The organism is Nocardia sp. NPDC003999, from assembly GCF_053604885.1.
This window is the reverse complement of the sequence record NZ_JBSGIB010000006.1, coordinates 197,528-216,880: the sequence shown is the minus strand read 5'-3', so window position 1 is coordinate 216,880 and position 19,353 is coordinate 197,528. Positions and strand designations below refer to the sequence as shown.

The 19,353-nt window shown below is 68.3% G+C and carries 17 protein-coding genes; 8 read left to right on the top strand and 9 right to left on the bottom strand.

What is annotated here, in order from left to right; all coding sequences use genetic code 11:
* Positions 1-55 precede the first annotated feature (55 nt).
* From ACWESM_RS15730 to ACWESM_RS15720, 3 genes are all read right to left on the bottom strand, one after another.
* Positions 56-367: a hypothetical protein gene (locus ACWESM_RS15730; protein WP_355076269.1), complete on the bottom strand. Its 312-nt coding sequence runs from the start codon at positions 365-367 to the stop codon at positions 56-58.
* Between the two features lie 128 nt (positions 368-495).
* Complete coding sequence (locus ACWESM_RS15725; protein WP_355076267.1) at positions 496-804, bottom strand: DUF6802 family protein; 309 nt, start codon at positions 802-804, stop codon at positions 496-498.
* A 98-nt stretch (positions 805-902) separates the two neighbouring features.
* A complete protein-coding gene (locus ACWESM_RS15720; RefSeq protein ID WP_039795694.1) occupies positions 903-1,094 on the bottom strand; it encodes a PspC domain-containing protein in 192 nt (63 codons plus the stop codon).
* 147 nt (positions 1,095-1,241) lie between these two features.
* Between ACWESM_RS15720 and ACWESM_RS15715 the strand changes: the two genes are divergently transcribed.
* Positions 1,242-2,897, top strand: coding sequence for an ABC-F family ATP-binding cassette domain-containing protein (locus ACWESM_RS15715; protein WP_364430945.1), 1,656 nt, complete (start codon positions 1,242-1,244; stop codon positions 2,895-2,897).
* Positions 2,898-2,925: 28 nt separating this feature from the next.
* Here ACWESM_RS15715 and glmM read toward each other — a convergent pair whose 3' ends face one another.
* From glmM to ACWESM_RS15690, 5 genes are all read right to left on the bottom strand, one after another.
* A complete protein-coding gene (gene glmM / locus ACWESM_RS15710; protein WP_364430942.1) occupies positions 2,926-4,302 on the bottom strand; it encodes a phosphoglucosamine mutase in 1,377 nt (458 codons plus the stop codon).
* Positions 4,303-4,518: 216 nt separating this feature from the next.
* Positions 4,519-5,028: a 30S ribosomal protein S9 gene (rpsI, locus tag ACWESM_RS15705; protein WP_452492291.1), complete on the bottom strand. Its 510-nt coding sequence runs from the start codon at positions 5,026-5,028 to the stop codon at positions 4,519-4,521.
* On the bottom strand, positions 5,025-5,468 hold the full coding sequence (gene rplM, locus ACWESM_RS15700; RefSeq protein ID WP_067803768.1) for a 50S ribosomal protein L13: 444 nt from the start codon (positions 5,466-5,468) through the stop codon (positions 5,025-5,027). Before rplM ends, rpsI begins: the two co-directional genes overlap by 4 nt.
* A 174-nt stretch (positions 5,469-5,642) precedes the next feature.
* Positions 5,643-7,274 carry a chromosomal replication initiator protein DnaA gene (locus tag ACWESM_RS15695; protein WP_364430938.1) on the bottom strand — a complete coding sequence of 544 codons (1,632 nt, stop codon included), beginning with the start codon at positions 7,272-7,274 and terminating at the stop codon, positions 5,643-5,645.
* 100 nt (positions 7,275-7,374) lie between these two features.
* Positions 7,375-9,867: an FHA domain-containing protein gene (locus tag ACWESM_RS15690; protein WP_355076257.1), complete on the bottom strand. Its 2,493-nt coding sequence runs from the start codon at positions 9,865-9,867 to the stop codon at positions 7,375-7,377.
* 107 nt (positions 9,868-9,974) lie between these two features.
* Here ACWESM_RS15690 and ACWESM_RS15685 point away from each other — a divergent pair, with 107 nt between their 5' ends.
* Positions 9,975-11,420, top strand: a complete 1,446-nt coding sequence (locus tag ACWESM_RS15685) for a metallopeptidase (RefSeq protein ID WP_452492288.1) — start codon at positions 9,975-9,977, stop codon at positions 11,418-11,420.
* A 7-nt stretch (positions 11,421-11,427) separates the two neighbouring features.
* Here ACWESM_RS15685 and ACWESM_RS15680 read toward each other — a convergent pair whose 3' ends face one another.
* On the bottom strand, positions 11,428-12,747 hold the full coding sequence (locus tag ACWESM_RS15680; RefSeq protein ID WP_364430930.1) for an FHA domain-containing protein: 1,320 nt from the start codon (positions 12,745-12,747) through the stop codon (positions 11,428-11,430).
* A 145-nt stretch (positions 12,748-12,892) separates the two neighbouring features.
* Here ACWESM_RS15680 and ACWESM_RS15675 point away from each other — a divergent pair, with 145 nt between their 5' ends.
* The 6 genes from ACWESM_RS15675 to ACWESM_RS15650 all read left to right on the top strand — a co-directional run bounded on the left by ACWESM_RS15675 (position 12,893) and on the right by ACWESM_RS15650 (position 19,318).
* The gene (locus tag ACWESM_RS15675; protein ID WP_364430928.1) at positions 12,893-14,098 is read left to right on the top strand and encodes a DUF7373 family lipoprotein; all 1,206 of its coding nucleotides are present in this window, start codon (positions 12,893-12,895) and stop codon (positions 14,096-14,098) included.
* A 112-nt stretch (positions 14,099-14,210) separates the two neighbouring features.
* Positions 14,211-15,410, top strand: coding sequence for a DUF7373 family lipoprotein (locus tag ACWESM_RS15670; RefSeq protein ID WP_364430926.1), 1,200 nt, complete (start codon positions 14,211-14,213; stop codon positions 15,408-15,410).
* On the top strand, positions 15,407-16,636 hold the full coding sequence (locus tag ACWESM_RS15665) for a DUF7373 family lipoprotein (RefSeq protein ID WP_364430923.1): 1,230 nt from the start codon (positions 15,407-15,409) through the stop codon (positions 16,634-16,636). Before ACWESM_RS15670 ends, ACWESM_RS15665 begins: the two co-directional genes overlap by 4 nt.
* Before the next feature lie 82 nt (positions 16,637-16,718).
* Positions 16,719-18,251 carry a serine/threonine-protein kinase gene (locus tag ACWESM_RS15660; protein WP_452492286.1) on the top strand — a complete coding sequence of 511 codons (1,533 nt, stop codon included), beginning with the start codon at positions 16,719-16,721 and terminating at the stop codon, positions 18,249-18,251.
* Between the two features lie 410 nt (positions 18,252-18,661).
* Positions 18,662-18,979, top strand: coding sequence for a WXG100 family type VII secretion target (locus ACWESM_RS15655; protein ID WP_039795679.1), 318 nt, complete (start codon positions 18,662-18,664; stop codon positions 18,977-18,979).
* Positions 18,980-19,015: 36 nt separating this feature from the next.
* Positions 19,016-19,318, top strand: a complete 303-nt coding sequence (locus tag ACWESM_RS15650; protein ID WP_355076245.1) for a WXG100 family type VII secretion target — start codon at positions 19,016-19,018, stop codon at positions 19,316-19,318.
* Positions 19,319-19,353 lie beyond the last annotated feature (35 nt).

Sequence of the window (19,353 nt, the reverse complement as noted above, 5' to 3'; positions counted from 1 at the left end):
TCCGACTCCTCGAATGTCTGGCGTCGCCGGTGCGAGCACGGGTCATTCGGCGGTCTCATGTCTTGTTCGTCTCGGAAGCGCGCTGCTGGTCGGTTTCGGCGTAGGCCACCACGGCGGCCCCGAGCGCGTCGGCGGTCGCGGTGGTGGCCTCACTCCAGTTCCGCAGCCACGCACCGACCCGTTCGAGGCCCTGATGCACCGCGATCCCCTGCGGCGCGTAATTCCGGCCCGCCTCGTCACCGCTGCCGAACAGGTGATCGGCGACTCCCTTCGCCTGGTCGCGGACGACGTCCGCCGATCTGCGATAGTCGCTGCCGAGCGCACCGAGTTCCCCCGTCCGCACACCGACCATTTCCGACCCGCCCACGACTCCCCTCCGTCCTCGTAGTGTCGTTGCGCCGACGCGAATCGCGTTCGCGCCGAATGCCGCCCTACTTCCTTCGACGCAACACGCCGACACTCGGTTCCCTCGAATTTTCGCCCCCGCGGATTCGGTCAGCTTCCGATTCTGCCTCGGTCGGTGCGGACCCATTCGGAGGTGCCGTCGGGGTGGCGCTGGAATTCCCATGCGGCGTAGTCGCCGTCCTTCTCCACCACGGTGACGTGGTCGGCGAAGCCGTCGTGGTCGTAGTCGGTCCAGACCTGCATCGCGTCGTCACCCGTGGTAGTGACGGTGTCGAGCGAGCCGTCGCCGTCGATGCCCTGCGTCGGGTGGTGCAATTCGATCGCGCCCAGGCCGTCGAGCGACGAAGACGCGTCGATACCGGGTATATCCAGACCTGGGAATTCGCTCGAGGTGATCATGACCCCTCCTCAGCAGAACTCGTACCGGTGGTGCGATGCCGCTCGAGCGGCATCGTTCCATCCTGTCACCCGCGCGGGCTCGACGCAGCCCCGCGAGTTCACTTCTTCGGCATCAACAGCCACAGCACCAAGTAGATGACGAACTGCGGGCCGGGCAGCAGGCACGACACCACGAACAGCAGACGGACGACGTTGGCGTTCCAGCCGAGATACTCGGCGATGCCACCGCAGACGCCTGCGATCCACTTGTCGTGGGTGGAGCGGGTGAAACGGCGGGTGGGGGCGGTCATTGGTCTTCCCTCTCGTGCGGTGATCGCTACGTCCTCCACTGTGCCCGTCGTCGCGGGCCCCGCCATCGGCCCGGCGGCCGATACCGACCCTGATTTCTCCCGGGGTCGACCTCAGGGTCCGACCCCGAGCACGGCAGACTCGTGCTGGTGAGCACCACTCTGCATGCCCGCGGCCTGTCGGCCGGTCACGGCGAGCGCACGCTGTTCGCCGACCTGGATCTGACCCTCGCGCCGGGCGACGTGATCGGACTGGTCGGTGTGAACGGCGCGGGCAAGTCGACGCTGCTGCGCATGCTCGCCGACCGGCACGCACCGACGGGCAGCATCACGCTCAGTCCCCCGGACGCGACGGTCGGTTATCTGGCCCAGGAGGCACAACGGGTCGAAGGCGAGACCGTCTTCGAATTCCTCGGTCGCCGAACGGGAGTCACCGAGGCGCAGCGAGTTATGGACGCCGCGGCCGAGCGCCTCGCCGACGGCGGGCCGGACGAGTACTCCCCCGCGCTGGAACGCTGGCTCGCCCTCGGTGGGGCCGATCTGGACCAGCGCGCCCACGAGGTCGCCGCGGATCTCGGCCTCGCGGACAGTCTGTCCAGCGGCCTGGATACACCCATGACCGGTTTGTCCGGCGGTCAGGCCGCGCGGGCCGGGCTGGCCTCGGTCCTGCTGTCCCGCTTCGACATCCTGCTGCTGGACGAGCCGACCAACGACCTGGACCTGGACGGCCTGAGCCGGCTGGAACAGTTCGTCGCCGGTGTGCGGGTCCCATTGATGGTGATCAGCCACGACCGGGAGTTCCTGGCGCGCACGGTGAACCGCGTCGTCGAGCTGGATCTCGCGCAGCAACAGGTCGGGTCGTACGACGGCGGCTACGAGTCGTACCTGATGGAGCGCGAGATCGCCCGGCAGCACGCGCGCGAGGCGTACGAGGACTACGCCGACACCAAGGCGGGCTTGGAGGCCCGCGCGCAGATGCAGCGCAACTGGCTCGAACACGGTGTCCGCACCGCCCGCCGCAAGGCGCGTGATCCCAGGAAGGTGGACTCGGACAAGGCGGGCCGCAAGATGCGGGCCGAGTCCACCGAGAAGCAGGCCGCCAAGGCCAGGCAGACGCAGCGCCGCATCGAACGGCTCGAGGTGGTGGAAGAACCCCGCAAAGAATGGGAACTGCGCATGAGCATCGCCGCGGCCCCGCGCAGCGGCTCGGTGGTGGCGACCCTGTCCCAGGCGGCCGTCACCCGTGGCGACTTCACGCTCGGCCCGATCACCACCCAGGTCGACTGGGCCGACCGCATCGTGCTGACCGGGGCGAACGGCTCCGGGAAGTCGACGCTGCTCGCCCTGTTGCTGGGACAGCTCCAGCCCGACACCGGGACGGCGAGCCTGGGCTCCGGCGTCGAGGTCGGCGAGGTCGACCAAGCGCGCGGGCTGTTCCGCGGGACCGCGGCCCTGGCCGCCACTTTCGGCGGCGAACTGCCGGACTGGCCGGAGGCCGAAGTGCGCACGCTACTGGCGAAATTCGGCCTGCGTGGCCCACACGTGCTGCGGCCGTGCGACACGCTGTCCCCCGGCGAACGCACCCGCGCCGCCCTCGCCCTGCTCCAAGCCCGGGGCGTGAACCTGCTCGTGCTCGACGAGCCGACCAATCACTTGGACCTCCCCGCCATCGAACAACTGGAGCAGGCCGTAGAGTCCTTCACCGGCACACTCCTGCTCGTCACTCACGACCGCCGCATGCTCGACACCGTCCGCGCGACCCGCCGCTGGCACATGAACGCGGGCGTACTCACCGAAACCCACTGACCCACGGCCGCGGCACGACCTCAACCCTCTATACCCCTGCGACCCGCTTCGCCAGATCGTCCGCCAGCTGACGCGCCTGCGCCGGGTCGGTGGCCTCCACCATCACCCGCACCAATTCCTCCGTGCCGCTGGGTCGAAGCAGCACGCGCCCGGAGTCGCCGAGTATCCGCTCCGCCTCCAGCACGGCTTCGCGGATCTCGGGTGCGCGCGCGACCACGGATTTGTCATTGACCGGCACGTTCACCAGAATCTGCGGCACGGTGCTCAGCACGCTCGCCAAGTCGGCCAGGCTGCGCCGGGACTGCGCCATCCGCGCCATCAAGCGCAGGCCGGTGAGAATGCCGTCGCCGGTGGTGCCGTGTCGCGGGAACACCACATGCCCCGACTGCTCGCCGCCCAGCGTGAAGCCGCCGCGCCGCAACTCCTCGAGCACATAACGGTCGCCGACGGCGGTGGTGCGCACGGTGATTCCGGCCGTCCGCATCGCGATGTGCAGGCCGAGGTTGCTCATCACGGTGGCGACCAAAGTGTCTTCGGCCAGCTCGCCCGCCTCGTGCATGGCGAGGGCCAGGATCGCGAGGATCGCGTCCCCGTCCACCACATTGCCGTAGGCGTCCACGGCCAGGCAGCGGTCGGCGTCGCCGTCGTGCGCGAGACCGAGATCGGCGCCGTGCTCCACCACCGCGGCCCGTACCTGCTCGAGATGGGTCGAGCCGCAGCCGTCGTTGATGTTCAGCCCGTCCGGCTCGGCGTTGATGGCGATCACCGTCGCACCGGCCTCACGGTAGGCGGCGGGTCCGACTTCCGCGGCGGCGCCGTGCGCGCAGTCGACCACGACGGTCAGCCCGGATAGGTCCTGGCCCGTCGCCTCCACCAGATGTTCCACATAGCGTTCGTGGGTGCCCGCGAGGCTGTATTGATCTGGGACGGCCAGCCCGTGATCGCGCGCGCCCGCCGCGCTGCGGACCCGGCCGATGCCCGCGCCGGTCGGCCGGAACTGCGTCTCCGCGGCCATGAGCGCCTCGATCCGGTCCTCGATCGCGTCGTCGAGTTTGTGCCCGCCCGCGGCGAAGATCTTGATCCCGTTGTCGGGCATCGGGTTGTGCGAGGCGGAGATCATCACGCCCAGACAGGCGTCGTACAAACCGGTGAGGTAGGCCACGGCTGGTGTCGGCAGCACCCCCACCGACAGCACGTCCACTCCCGCCGCGGTCAGCCCCGCGGTCACCGCGGCCTCGAGCATCTCCCCGCTGGCCCGCGGGTCGCGCCCGACCACCGCGAGCGCGCGCTTCTTGCCCCGGCTCAGGATCTGCGCGGCCGCGCCGGAAACGCGCAACGCCAGCTCCGGACTCAGTGACTCGTTGGCAAGCCCGCGGACTCCGTCGGTGCCGAACAACCGTCCCATACCTCGCCCCTCATTGGTGATCTGTGGCGTGGGCGCGCCGGCCCGGGAGGCACCGGCCCGTGCACCACGAAGGCCCCGCTAACGCCGCATCTTCATACAGCGCGAGAGCAGGCGACCAGCTGTTCGCTGGAGCCTGCTCTCGTACAGCTGCCGCGTCGACCGTACCGCGTCCGGCACCGAGAGGGTGCCGGATGCGGTGGGCCGACGTTGCCGAAATCAGCGCTTCGAGTACTGCGGCGCCTTGCGCGCCTTCTTCAGACCGTACTTCTTGCGCTCGGTGGCGCGCGGGTCACGGGTCAGGAAGCCGGCCCGCTTGAGGGCGGGACGATCCTCCGGGGTGACCTCGATCAGCGCACGGGCGATGGCCAGCCGCAGAGCGCCTGCCTGGCCGGACGGGCCGCCGCCGACCAGGCGGGCGTGCACGTCGAAGGACTCGGTGCGCTCGACGGTCACCAGCGGCGACTTGACCAGCTGCTGGTGCACCTTGTTCGGGAAGTAGTCCTCGATGGTGCGGCCGTTGAGCACGAAGTTGCCGGAGCCGGGCAGCAGGCGCACGCGCACGACGGCCTCCTTGCGGCGGCCGACGGTCTGCACCGGGCGGTCGATCACGATCGGAGCGTAGGACGCCGAGGCCTCGGAGTCCTCGTAGCCCGCACCGTCCTCGACAGCCTCGGCGGCGTCGAGTTCCTCGACGTATTCCTCGTTGAATTCCTCGGGAGCGGTCACTGGGCCACCTGCTTGATCTCGAACGGAATGGGCTGCTGGGCGGCGTGCGGGTGCGTCGGGCCCGCGTACACCTTCAGCTTGCCCGCGATCGCGTTGCCGAGCTTGTTCTTCGGGATCATGCCCTTGACGGCCTTCTCCACGAGCCGATCGGGGCGGCTCTCCAACACCTGACCGACGGTCCGCGACTTGAGGCCGCCCGGGTGCCCGGAGTGGTGGTGGATCAGCTTGTCCTGCCGCTTGTTGCCGCTGATGGCGACCTTGTCGGCGTTGATGATGATGACGAAATCGCCACCATCGACGTTCGGGGCGTAGGTCGGCTTCGTCTTGCCACGCAGCAGATTCGCTGCCTGGACGGCGAGACGGCCGAGCACTACGTCAGTGGCGTCGATGACGTACCACTTACGGGTCACGTCACCCGCCTTGGGGCTGTACGTAGGCACAGTGCTTCCCTGTCTGTCGTCGGTGTTGCCAGCCGAGCGTGCGGTCGAGGTGTTCCCGGCGGCCGGTGGAGACCCGGGACTCGGTGGACATCCGGACGATCACCAGGAGTCGGCCGGACGTTCCACACGCCAGCGAGCAACGATACCAGTGGGGTATCGCGGGAAGAAATCGCGTCAGATCTCGATCGGCGGGCCCAGGTCGATGGCGCCCGGCGGGCCGGGGACCAGATAGCGCAGAGTATCGACATCGGGCCGTCCGCACTCGGCGGCCCGTTCCCGCGCTTCCCGCTGGTTGCCCCGTGCGGCGGTGACCCCTGGTTTGGGCTGGATGATCGCATCGGGCGCGGTCGGACAGCCGACCGGCTCGCCATCGACCCCTTCCTCCGCGACGACCGATGCCGTGTCGAGGACGACCGGCTGCGCGGTCAGCTCCACGCCATGATTCCCGGAGGGAAGCGCGACCACGGCCAGCGCCACCGCCCCGACGACGGTGTTGGCCCCGAACAAGTTGCCCTTCATCTTGTTCCACAGCTTGCCCTTGGGGTGCCGGTCCTCGTCGTCGGAGTCGGCGCCCGAGTCCTGCCATGGCCCCTGGCGCTGCTGACCGGGGTACGACTCCGGCCCGCCCGGATAGGGCGGACGCGGGTCGAGGGGCGGCACCGGCCCACCGGGCGGACGACCGCCGTCTTGCTGCTCGTCCGGCGCGCTCGGCGGCCGGGTGAAGCGGCTACCCAGCTCGGCGAGATTCGGCGGCAGGCCCCGCGGCACTTCGTCGCGACCGATCCTGGTCGTCGCCTCTTCGGGTTGGGTCGGGTATCCCGGGCCGTACTGCACACCGGGCACCGGCCGCGCCGACCGCTGACCCGCGTCCGCCTGCTGCGGGGGGTACTGCGCGTCCACCGGGCGCTGCGGAGCGGGCGCGGGTTCGGTGTGCCTGCCCGCGGGCTCCGGCTCGTCCGCCTCCGGATCGCTCACCAGCAGGTGCGCCGCGCCGAGGACGAGGGCGTGCATCGGATGATCGGCCACGTGCAGGCGGTGTCCGAGATGGTTCTGGAAGGCCAGGCGCAACGCGTCGTTGAAGCGCACGTTGCCCGACAGCAGGACCGTCGAGGTGTCCGCGCCGATCGAACGGGCCGCCGCCATGACCTCGATCACGACGTCGTCCGCCGACCTGGCGTCACGCATGGCCTCCGCGTCCACCGGAACGTCGACCGACTCGGTGGGCTGCTCGTCGTCGCCGTGCACCGCGACCACCAGCATGCCGCGGCCGTCGGAGTACACACCCGTCGCGCCGACGCCGTTCGGCCTGGACCGGTCCGGCGGGTGCACCAGTCCGAGGGCGCGGACGTAGCCGGACAGCGCGACGCTCTCCGGCAGCGGTTCCACGACGACATCGAGCTGTTCCACCATCGAGGCGTAGACATCGATCTTCTCGTCCGGCCAGCTGTCCGGGTAGGGCAAGGCCACCAGATCCGGTTTGCCGCGCAAGTGCTTGCCGATCTCGGCGAGCGGGTTGTACAGGCGCGCGCGGAACACCAACTCCGCGGGCCATGTCGCGCCGGCGACCACGATCTGCGGATGCCCGAGGATGTCGCGCACGTCGGCGATCGCCATCCCGAGATCGGGTCTGTTGCGTTCCACGCCTGCCGTGTGCAACCGGCCCGACGAATCCGCCAGCAGATAGGCCGGCGGCGTCCACATGCCCTCCACCTGCACGGGGCGGATGGGAACGCCACCGCCACCGGCCGCCACGGACACCACATCCCAGCCGAGATGCACTGCCCCTACTCGCACCGTCACAGGCATAAGTGTGCCCGGTTCGCGGCCGAGATGCTCGTCGTTGCCGTCCCACGCCGCTGGGCGCCGCCTCCGCGCACCGGGGCGTAGCCGGACCGTCCGGACCGCGTCACGCGGCCGACTTCTTCAGTCGCAACCGGCGCCAGGTCATGACCGCGAGCACCACGGTGATCAGCAACAGCACGCCGACGTCCAACGCCCAGATCTCCGCCTTGTGCTGCCAGAGCGTGTCGGCCTGCGCGTTCAGGAACAGGTCGCGGATGTTCACCGTCGACGCGCCCGTCGCGTAACCCCAGCGAGCGGGGAACAGCCAGGACACCTGCTCGAGCACCACCCGGCCGGTGACCGGGATCAGGCCGCCCGCCATCACCAGCTGGCACATGATGGCCACCACCAGCAGCGGCATCACCTGCTCGTTCGACTTGGCCAACGACGAGAGCAGCAATCCGACGACCACACAGCAGATCGCGGTCAGTGCGATATCGATGTACAGCTCCGCGCTGCCGGACGCCAGCACCGCGCCCTGACCAGGACGCTTCTTGCCCGCGAGGACGATGCCGACCAGCACCGCCGATTGCAGCAGCGCGGTGAAGCTGAACACCGCGATCTTCGCCATCAGATACGCAGAGGGCAGCAACCCCACGGCGCGCTCGCGATGGAAGATCGTCCGTTCGCCGACCAGGTCGCGCACCGTGAGCGTTGAGCCCATGAAGCAGGCGCCCAGGATCAGCACCACGAGCAACTGCTGTGTCTCACTTCCGCCTTCGGGCACGAATGTGCCGTCCGGCAGCGCTCTCAGCGCACCGCGCTGGAAACCGTTCTTCCCCGGCACCACCAGCGACAGGCCGCCGAGGATGAACGGCAGCAACACCAGGAACGTCAGATATCCGCGGTCGGCCAGGATCAGGCGGACCTGCCTGCGCGCCAGGGTCGAGAACTGTTTGCCGCGGCTGGATTGCGGCGGACTGCCCGCGGGCCCGTACGGTTGCGCAGGCGGCGGGGGTGGCGCCGCGAACGCCTGCCGGGAGCGATACGCGGCGAACGCCTGGTCCGGGTTGGCCGCGACGTCGGCGAAGATCTCCGCCCAGTCGCTGGTGCCCAGCGTCGCGCCGACACCGGCCGGATTGCCGCAGTAGGCGGTCTTCCCGCCGGGGGCGAGCAGCAGCACCTGATCGCACATGTCCAAGTGCGCCACCGAGTGGGTCACCACGATCACCACGCGGCCCGCGTCGGCCAGTTCGCGCAGCATCACCATGACCTGGCGGTCCAATGCCGGGTCAAGGCCCGAGGTCGGTTCGTCCAGGATGAGCAGCGACGGGCCGGTCAGCAGTTCCAGCGCCACCGAGGCGCGCTTGCGCTGACCGCCGGAAAGGCGGTCGACCCTGGTGTCGGCGTGCTCGGTGAGCGAGAGCTCTTGCAGCACACCGTCGATGACCTGCTGCCGGTCCTGCTTGCTGTTGTCCCTCGGCAGCCGCAGCTCGGCCGCGAAACCGAGCGCCTGGCGCACTGTGAGCTGGCGGTGCAGCACGTCGTCCTGCGGCACCATGCCGATCCGGGAACGCAGCGCCTCGTACTCGGCGTGCAGGTTGCGGCCTTCGAAGGTGACCACGCCGCCCGAAGGCCGGGTGGTGCCCGCGATCAGGCGCGACAGCGTGGATTTGCCCGCTCCGGACGGGCCGATCAGCGCGGTCAGGGTGCCGCGGCTGGCCGACATGTTCACGTCGACGAGCAGTTGCTTGTTGCCCTCGACGGTGAAGCCGACCCCGTGCACCGCGAGGCCCTGCTCGGCGACCGGCTTCTGCCGGTGCACCAGTGTGCCCTGCTGGACGACGAAGTCGACGTTGCCGATGGTGATGATGTCCCGCTCGCGCAGCACCGCCCGTTGCTGGCGGTGCCCGTTGACGAACGTGCCGTTCGCCGAGCCGAGGTCCTCGATGGCCAGCCCCTCGGCGGAGGCAACCAGGCGGGCGTGCTTGCGCGAGGCCAGCGGATCGTTGACGACGATCTGGTTGTCGGTGGTGCGGCCGATGCTCAGGCCGGTCTGCGGGATCCGGTCGGCGCGGGCGATGGGCGCGGTGCTCGCCCTGGCCCGGACCGGCGGCATGTTCGAGGTGTCCGCCCTGGTCGTCATGTTGATGTTCACCGCGGGCGCCGGTGCGTCCTGGGGCGGCGGATAGTGCGGATGCTGGAACTGCTGCACGGGCCGCCGGACCCCGTGCGGCGGCGGTCCCGGCTGCGGCATCGGAGCCGGTTGCGGCGGGCGCACGGAAGGACGTTGCGGGGGTTGCGGGTTCGCGGGCAGCAGGTGCAACAGCGGGCCGCTGATCGCGTCACCCAGCCGGACCTGCGTGGGGCGGTCGATCGACACCGGCTGGGTCAGCCTGCGCGCGTCCACGAAAACCCCGTTGGTGCTCTTGTTGTCGGTCAACACCCAGGCGCTGCCCTGCCAGGCCAGCGTCGCGTGCACTCGCGAGACGAGCGGGCTGTCGACGAAAAGCGTCACCTCCGGCGCGCGGCCCATCGTGACCTGCTGGCTCGAATCGAATACTCGTTCGTTTCCATCATGGCGCACGGTGATGGTCTGCGCCCCCGGTGAAGACATGCAGCGGATACTATTCCATCACCCGGACATCGGCGGTGCCCCCGATGCGCCAAATGCCCCGATCCGGCGACCGATGTGAACGATCTAGCGGCCGACTAGGGGGAGCCTTGCCGAGAGTCCGAGCGACCGCGCTGGTTGCGACGCTGCTCAGCATTCTGGTGCTGGTCGGCGGCTGTATTCGAGTGGTCGACGGCCGGGCCGTCTCCGTCTACGACGATCCGTTCAAGGTTGCCGGGCTGCCCACCACGAGCGGCCCCAGCGGCCCCCGCACCGGCGTCCCGGACAGCACGCTGACCGCGACCAACGGCGACGGCGGCGCCGTGGACACCCTGGCGCTCAACGCCGTCGACGACATCCAGACCTACTGGCGCGGCGAATTCGGCAAGGAGTTCCCAGGCGAGTTCAAGCCGGTCGAGAAGCTGCTGTCCTGGAGCGCGAAGGCCGGGCGTCCCGAGTCGGTCGAGTTCTGTAAGGAGAGCACCTATCGCTTGGTGAACGCCGCCTTCTGCCGCCTGGACAATTCCATCGGCTGGGATCGGTCGGTGCTGCTTCCCACCATGGAGGAGACCTTCGGGAAGATGTCGGTGGTGATGGTGCTCGCGCACGAGTACGGGCACGCGGTGCAGACCATGGCCAAGATCGTCGGCGCGAAGGACCCGGTGATCGTCAAGGAGCAGCAGGCGGATTGCTTCGCGGGCGCGTTCATGCGGCACGTGGCAGAGGGCAAGGCAAAGCACTTCACGATCAACACCTCCGACGGCCTCAACACCGTGCTCGCCGCCACTGTCGCCATCCGCGACTCCGACCCGGACGATCCGGAGAGCGTGCACGGCTCCGCCTTCGAACGGGTCACCGCCGTGCAGATCGGTTTCACCGACGGTCCCAAGGCATGCAAGGGCATCGACCAGGACGAGATCGACCAGCGCCGCGCCAATCTGCCGCAGAGCTTCAGCGACGACAACGGGCGCGGCGAGTACCCCATCACGAAACAGACCCTGGTCGAACTCACCAAAGCACTCGAAGCCATTCTGCCGATCGACCACGAGCCGACATACGACTACTCACGGGCGAAGATCAATTGCCCCGACGGCGTCGTGACCGAACCGGTGTCGTACTGCCCCGCCGCGAACACGATCGCCACCGATATTCCCGGACTCGCCGAGCGCGGTACCTCGACGTCCGGCGCGGACGACCCGCTGCCGCTCAAGGTAACCGGCGACTACAACGGCTACATCGTGTTCATCTCCCGATACACCTTGGCCGTCCAGCAGAGCCGTGGTCAGAGTCTGGTCGGGGCCAAGACCGGCCTGCGCGCGGCCTGTCTGTCCGGAGTGGTCACCGGCAAACTCGCCGAGTCCGGGCGGCCGGTGGATCAGGGCGATATCAAGCTCGCCGCAGGCGATCTGGACGAGGCGGTCTCGGGGCTGCTCACCGATGGCCTGGCCGCGAGCGACGCCCAGGGCAAGACCGTCCCGAGTGGTTTCTCACGAGTCGAGGCCTTTCGCGCCGGTGTCCTGAACGGCGAAAGCGTGTGCGCCGCGCGCTATTCGTAGCGCGGGCTCAGCGGCCGAACGGCGGCGGCGCGGCCAGTTCGAAGCGCAGCACGCGGTTGCCGAGCATGATCTCGGTGCCCGGCATGAGCGCCATGGACTGGCGTGGCGCCAGGCGCACCCAGTCGCGGTAGCCCGGCAGGCGAGTGCGGGTTCCGTTGGTCGAGCCGCAGTCCACCACCGTCACATCCCAGTTCACCAATCGGATTTCGGCGTGCGCCCTGGACATGCCACCGGAGGCGTCGTCGACCCGCAGCGGGACGAGCCCGCTCTCCGCGGCGGGCGAGCGCTCCGGATCGCGACCGATCACCGCGTCCGCGGCGAGCATGTAGGTCATGCCGTCGTCGAGGATCAGCATGCCCAGCGGCGGGCGGACCACTTCGATCAGCGCTTGGGTCTGGTCGACCGGCATACCGCAGACGGTGCAGAACGCCGCCCGAGGATCGCTGGGATGCGCTCGCGCGCATTTGAATCCCATCACCTTGACCGTCAGCGCGGTGGCCTTCGCGGTCGCCTCGAGCCGGCGCTGCAGCTCCGGGTCGGGCCGCGGCGCGGGATTGGTGCCGCCCAGCTGCGTCGGCGCGTGGTGCGGGTCGATCGGCGTCTGCTCGGTCTGGGCATCGAGCATCGCGGTCGACGGCGCCGTCGGGTATCGCGGCGGTCGCGGCTCCTGCCGTTGCGATTCGGCGGACGGCTCGTATTCGACGCGCGCCGTCGGCACCGGATGCGTCTCCGGGCGGTGGTGCGCGCCGGCGAAGCCGGACTCTCCGCCGTTCGTCGGCAGGCCCGTGCGGGAGCCATCCGTCCAGACGATCGCGCCACCTGCCTGCGCGATGCCCTCGACCAGCCTGCCGATGCCGCGCTCGGGTGGCAGATCCGGGATGCGGCCCTTCGCGTCGTCGACGAACAGCGCCGCCGCCCGCGCCGGAACCGCCGCGACCCGATCCACCGTGAAGGCGGCGTCGCTGCCACGGTATCGCTCGAGCACGCCGTCACCGGCCAGCACGGCGGTGATCGCCCCGTGCAAGAAGATCGCCACGCCCCCGTGCTCGGCGGTGGACAGAATGCCGAAGTCGATCGGCTCGCCCGGGCTGATCTGCTCGGCCTGTTTCATCAGCCAGCGCGTCGCGTGCCGGGCAACCAGAGCGCCGGGGCCACCCGGCTCCCGATCGGTCGCGTCGCGCACCAGTTCGGCAAGTGATTCCAAAGCGACGACGGCGGTCGAGTCCGGGGTGGGCCTGCCCGGCCTGCGGTGCGCGACGACGACGACCGCGCCCGCGACCCTGGCCACGGCGTGGCTGCCGACGACGACCTCGACCTGCCGATCCATCAACGGTATCGGCCTCCACCGGGATTGCAGTGCAAGGTCGTCGCCACACCGACAAGGGTATTGCAATACGACGACCATCGGTCCCCCTACCCGGCGTCCGTCGGGTAACTTCAGTGTCAGCAACGGGAGGAACGAGGGGCCTGAGATGGTTCGGACGCAACGGATCGCGCTCACCGCGTCTTGCCTGGCACTGGCGGGGATGCTGGCCGGTTGCGCGGGTGTGCACGGCACGCCGACCGCGGGTGAGATCGATGTGCGCAAGCTGGAAGTCGGCACCTATCCCGTCGACAAGCACGAGTACAACCAGGATTCGGCGGGCAAAGGCGCGCTGCTGGAAGGCATGCGGATGTCCGACGCCGTGGCTCCGACCGTGCGCATCGACTCCACGCTGAAATTCGGCCGCGGCAGCACCGTCGTCAAGGACGCCGAGCAGGCGCTCGACTTCGTGGCCAAGGTGTCCAGGCCGGTCTTCGACAATCGCAAGCTGGTCGTGGGATACGCCGCCAGCGGCGCCGACCGTCCCGATCCGGCCGGCCAGTCCAATCCGGCCCCGCAGGCCACCGCGGTCACGAACGCGTTGTTCCGCTTCCCCGACGAGGCCACCGCGAAGCTCGCCGCCCGTGAACTCGAGGACGTCGACATCGCCGTTTCGCCGGACAATCGCAAACTGTCGTCCACGAAGTATCCGGACTCCTACATCCACTGGCGGCCCGGCGTTCCCAACGTCGGCACCTTCATGGCGTACAAGGAATTCGTCATCTCCTTGTTCATCCAGCGTCCGACGGCGGATGGCGACGACCTGGTGAAGTGGGTCGACAAGACCTTGGCCGCCCAGGTCGCGCAGCTGGACAAATTCACCCCGACCCCGGTGAACAAGCTCGACACCCTGAAGTCCGATCCCGACGGCCTGCTCGCCCGCGTCGCGGTCGCCGACCGCAAGAACCGCGTGCCGGATCCGGCGACCTTCGCCGTCTACGGCGGCTTTCACACGGTGCACCGCGCCGATGACGAGTCGGTCCACCTGCGCCTGGTCGAGGAAGCCGGCGTGGACCACATCGGCCTGCTCGACGACAGTTACGTCGCTCGCACCCGAGACGCGGCCGCCGCCCAGAAACTGGTCACCGGCCTGCTGGACAGCGAAGGCGCGCACTACGACCCGCTGGGCGCTCCCAAGGATGTCCCCGGCGCCAAGTGCCTGCAACTCAACAGCAAGGGCGACCCGGACCGCGAGTACAAATACCGGTGTTACGTCGCGTACAAACGGTACGTCGGAGTCGTCACCAGTGATAAGGAACCGGACGTGCGACAGAAGGTCGCCGCGGAGTACGCGCTGCTGGCGAACAGTTTCTGAGATCGACGGCGGTAGGCGTCCAGCGCTTTCGCGATCCTCGGCCGCGGGTGGGCCGAAGTAGGATCCGGCGCAACTACCGCAGTCAGGGGAGGGAAGAGTGCAGCACGGCGCGATGTCGAGACCGATCCGAACCGCCGGTGCCCTGGTGCTGGCCTGCGCCGTAGCCCTCGGGGGCGGCGCGTGCGGCGACCCGGCGGCCGGAACGGACAAGTCCGCGCAGCCCGTCGATCTGGCGCAGCTCGACGTGGGCAATTACGCGACGACGCCGCGCGCGTACGGAACAGCGAAGAATCCCGAGCAGGCGCGCATGATCGAGGCGGAGCGGCTCGCGAACTTCCTCCCGCCGCCCTCGGACATCGACCCCGGGTTCGTCTTCCAGAATCCGTCCTTGTCCAAGGTGTTCATCGAGCCGAAGAACGCGCTCGGGCGGATCATGGACGTCTCCCGGTTCGCCGAGGCGGCGCCGGATTTCGTCGCGGGATTCTTCAGCAACGCGGGCAATGCGCCGGACAACCGGGGCACCGACCTGGTCAACGCCGTCATGATCTTCCCGGACGAGCAGAAGGCGGCGGCCGCGGCGGCGGCCCTGGAACGCGTCGACTTCGAGGCCAACAACCGCAACACGCCCGTCCAGATCGCCAAGTACCCTGCCGCGCACGCGCATTGGCAGCCCACGGATCAGTCGATCGGATCATGGTTCGCCACGGGTAAATTCGTCGTCTACACCTGGGTCTACGACTATGTGAAGGTCTACCTGGAGAAAGTCGACCTCGCCGAACTGCTCGCCCTGGTCGAGAAGAGCCTGGACACCGTGGTCCCGGCGATCGGCCGGTTCACGCCCACGCCCGTCGACCAGCTGATGACATTGCCGATCGATATCGACGGCATGCTGAACCGGGCGCTGCCGCGTCCCAGGGAAGACTCCTGGATCGACCCGCCCGGCGCGTACACCGAGCGCGGCGCGCTGCACTTCACCATCGATTCGGCCGACGACCGCCGGATCATCGAAGCGGCGGGAGTGGATCGGTACGCCGCCGACGGGACCCATCTGTTCCGCGCGCGCGACGACGACTCGGCCGCACGACTACGCGAGGAACTCGGCGGACTCACGAAGAAATTCCGCGGAGCCGAGTCACCGAAGGGCCTTCCCGCTGCCCAGTGCAAGGAGTACATCGGCAACAAGACGGTCGTCGTCCGGTTCTATTGTTCGGTGTCCTACGACCGCTACGCCGCGTTCGCCTGGTCGCATCAGCTGCTCGACGCACAGCAACGCATCTCCGCCCAGTACGCATTGTTGGTGAATGCCGCATGACAGGATTCCGCACCGCCGCTGTCGCTCTCGCGTGCACGCTGGCCGCCACGATCGTCACCGGCTGTGGTTCGACGCTCGCGGGAACCGCGCGGCCGGGTGAGATCGATATTCGCGGTCTCGACACCGGCAACTACCCCACCGAGCCGCCGAACGCGCACGACGACGACTATCAACCACTGTTCATCGACATGGGAAAGGTCGCCGCCATGCGGCTGGCCGATCACGTCGCCTCGGCCTACGACATCGATCCCAGGATGAAGTACAGCTGGACGCCGTCGAGTATCAGCAAGGGAACGCTGCCCGGGGAACTCGGTCGCCAGGAGGACATGCGACCGATCGCGGAACGCAACCGCATGATGTACGGGTTCCACACCAACGGATCGGATCAGAATGTCAGCCTGATCGCCTCCGGGTGGCCGACCAAGCCCCGGCCCAATTCCACCACGATCGGCACGATCGTCATGCAGTTTCCCGACCCGGACCGCGCACGTCAGGCCGCGAACGAGTTCTACGACGCCGATCTCGGCGCCTACCGCGACCAGAACGAGCCGGTCACGCTGCCGCGCCGGCCGCAGGCGCGAGCGCACTGGCGTCCCGGCTCGCCCTTCCTGCGCGCGATGCTCGCGCACGGCTCCTACGTGGTGGCGTTCCTCGTCTCGGCCAACGCTCCCGACCGCAACGCCCTCGTCACTCTCGCGGAAAAGGCGTACGACGTTCAGCTTCCGCTGCTCGATCAGCTGGCTCCGCTGACCGAGGAGGAGATGCTGCGGTTGCCTTGGGATCCCGATCATCTGCTGAGCCGCACCCTGAATCCGGCCGGCGTCCAATCGCCCAGCTACGACGATTCGCACGCCTTGTTCGGCCTGCGCGGCATCATGCAATACGCCGAAGACCTCGATTACGCGAAACAACGTTTCACGGCGATGGGGGCCGAGAAATTCGCCGTCTCCGGAGACACATTGGTGATCCGCACGCCGAACCAGGAAACGGCCCGGCGGATCGCCGCGGAACGCATCACCCCCACAGTGGTTGCGGGTCCGGCCGATCCCCCGCAGCACCTGCCCGATTCGGCGTGCGTGGAGAACCGGAGCGGAGTTTTCGACGACAGGCGATTCACCTGCGTCGTCGCGTATAAGGAATACGTCGGATTCGTCGCGGCGAATCAACTGCTGGACGCGCAACAGCGCGCCGCCGCACAGTATTCCGTTTTCGCGAACAGCCGATAATGCGGCACTTTCGTCGCGAATTCGGTCGAGTATGCTGCGTGGCGAACGCCAGCGGCCCGCGTGGAGTCAGGAGATCGTGCACATGGCGATTAGCCCCGGGACCATTGTCGGCGGGTACCGCATCATGCGGGTGCTCGGCGCGGGCGGCATGGGCACGGTGTATCTGGCCAAACATCCCAGTCTGCCCAGGACCGACGCGTTGAAGGTGCTCGGCGGCGAACTCAGCCGCGACTACGAGTTCCGTACCCGCTTCGAGCGTGAAGCCAATCTCGCCGCCGGACTGGATCATCCGAACATCGTCTCGGTCTACAACCGCGGTGAAGAACACGGCCAGTTGTGGATCGCCATGCAATACGTGGACGGCACCGATGCCGCCGCCGAACTGGCTCGCGACCCGCATGCGATGAATCCGCTTCGCGCACTGCGTATCACGACCGAAGTCGGCAAAGGACTCGACTACGCGCACCGCAAGGGCTTGCTGCATCGCGATGTGAAACCGGCGAATTTCCTGCTGTCCGCGCCTGCCGCCGGCGAGGAAGAGCGCGTGCTGCTCACCGATTTCGGCGTGGCGAAAGCCAATGATGACACCACCGAACTCACGCAGACCGGTAGTTTCGTCGCGACCATCGCCTACGCCCCGCCCGAGCAGCTCACCGGCAGCCCGCTCGACCACCGCGCCGACGTCTACAGCCTCGCGTGCTCGTTCTTCAAATTGCTCACCGCGCGCAACCCTTACCCGGGAACCCAACCCGCGCTGGTGATGATGGGGCATCTTCACGAGCCCCCGCCGCTGGCCACCGCCGTCAACCCCGGCCTGCCGCCCGCCATCGACCACGTTTTCGCCCGCGCCATGGCGAAGAACCCGGCCGAAAGATTCAACAGCTGCCGCGAATTCACCGATGCGGCGGCGAGCGCCCTCATTCCCGGCTACAACCCCGTCGCCACCAACACCTCCCCGACCTATCCCATCCAGGTATTCGATCCGCGGCCTGGGACCGACTCCCGAGTGGCCATCTCCGGTCAAGGGAGCGCCGCACGACCCGCGCGCAAGAACTGGCTGCTCGCGGCGGCCGCGGGCGTAGTGGCCGTCGCACTCGCCGCGGGGATCGGCATTTGGGCCTCTAATCGCGAGGGGCAAGCACCCGATCCCGCTGTCGCCACGCCGAGCAGCACGGCAGCGCTGTCGCCGCTGGACCGGGCGCGAGCGGACAACCCGGTATTCCGGGGCAAGACGATCACGATGGTCGACGTGCCGCGCGGCTCGCAGGTCTCCATCTTCCTCGGCGGCACCCCGCAAACCGAGTTCCTGCAAAATCTCGGATTCGTCTACAACCTCAACTACCGGCGCGCGGGCGACGAGGCATCGCCTCGCGAACTGACCGGAACCAACCGGCTGGAAGTAGCGGCGGACGGCTACGTGCTGGCCGTGCGCAGCGACGAAAAGGCCGGCGGCGGCGGTCTGCTCGGCCTTCCGTACCAAGTGGCGGGCACCCGTGCCACGGTGATTCCGCTGGACGATCCCGCGGCCGTCGCCGCGGTCCGCGACTGGAGCGAGTCGTCCCAGCAGACGTTGCTCGACCGTCTGGTGCCGGTGCTGCGCAATCGCGTGAAGTGATTCGGTCGCGTCCGCTGAATCCAAGCCTTCGTAGGGTTTTCGGTTCGCGCGACCACCGGATTTCGTCATTCTGCTGGTAGCGGCGGACTTAGGCGTTCGGTAAGGTGTACCGCAGCCAGCCCACTCGCCGATCATTACAGCAGCGAGCAGGGGGAAGGAGGGGAGCCGAGCGCTGGCGTTACAAGTCATGCAGACCCGGATCGCATCGTGGTCTTCCGAGCAGGCCCGTGCGCGGCCGCCGAAATCTACGGACGAGCCGGGCTGAGGGGCGCAGGGCCCTGATCCCGTGGGGCGATGCCGAACTTTCTCGAGTCGGATGGAACCGATCAGACCCGCACCGCGTCCAATCAGATGTACAGGCCAACTGAGGCTTCCGCCGTTGGCCGAGACGGGAACCGAAAGGAGCCGAAATGGCAGGACAGCTCGAAGCGAGCGAAGAGGCGATCTCGAAGTTTGTGGACAACTGCCGGCAGCGGCACCAGGATCTGCAAACCGCGATCACCGCACTGAACAGCAAGTCGGATCAGACCACCGCCACCTGGAGCGGTGCGGCTCGTCAGGCGTTCGACACGTTCATGGACAGCTACTTCGCCCAGGCGCGGAAGCTGAACGACCAGCTGGACCAGACGTCGGACAAGCTCGCCCACGCCGGACGGAAGTTCGCCGATCAGGACCAGCAGTTCGCCCAGCAGGTGGCCGCGCAGGCCTCCAGCCTGGACCTTCCCTGATCCGATAGCCGAACCACAGACAACAAGGAGCTCCCCATGGTAGCGAACGATCCCGGTCGGATTGCTTCGAACTTCGGCGAGGTCGAGGCGGGCGCCCAGGCCATCGTGTCCGAAGCGCGCAGCGTCATGACCATGCTCGAAGATTTCCACAAGCAGGTCACCGACTTCGTGACCAACTACTGGAAGGGTGACGCGAACGACGCGTTCGCGTCGCTGCAGGCCCAGTGGAACACGCAGGTCACCCAGCTGAACACCACGCTGGAAAGCGCGGGCAAGTTGGTCAGCAGTGGCAACTCGGACCTGCAGGGTACCGACACCGCGCTGGCGGGCCTCTTCTGAGATCCCGTCTCGGCTGATTCGAGCCCCCGGTACTT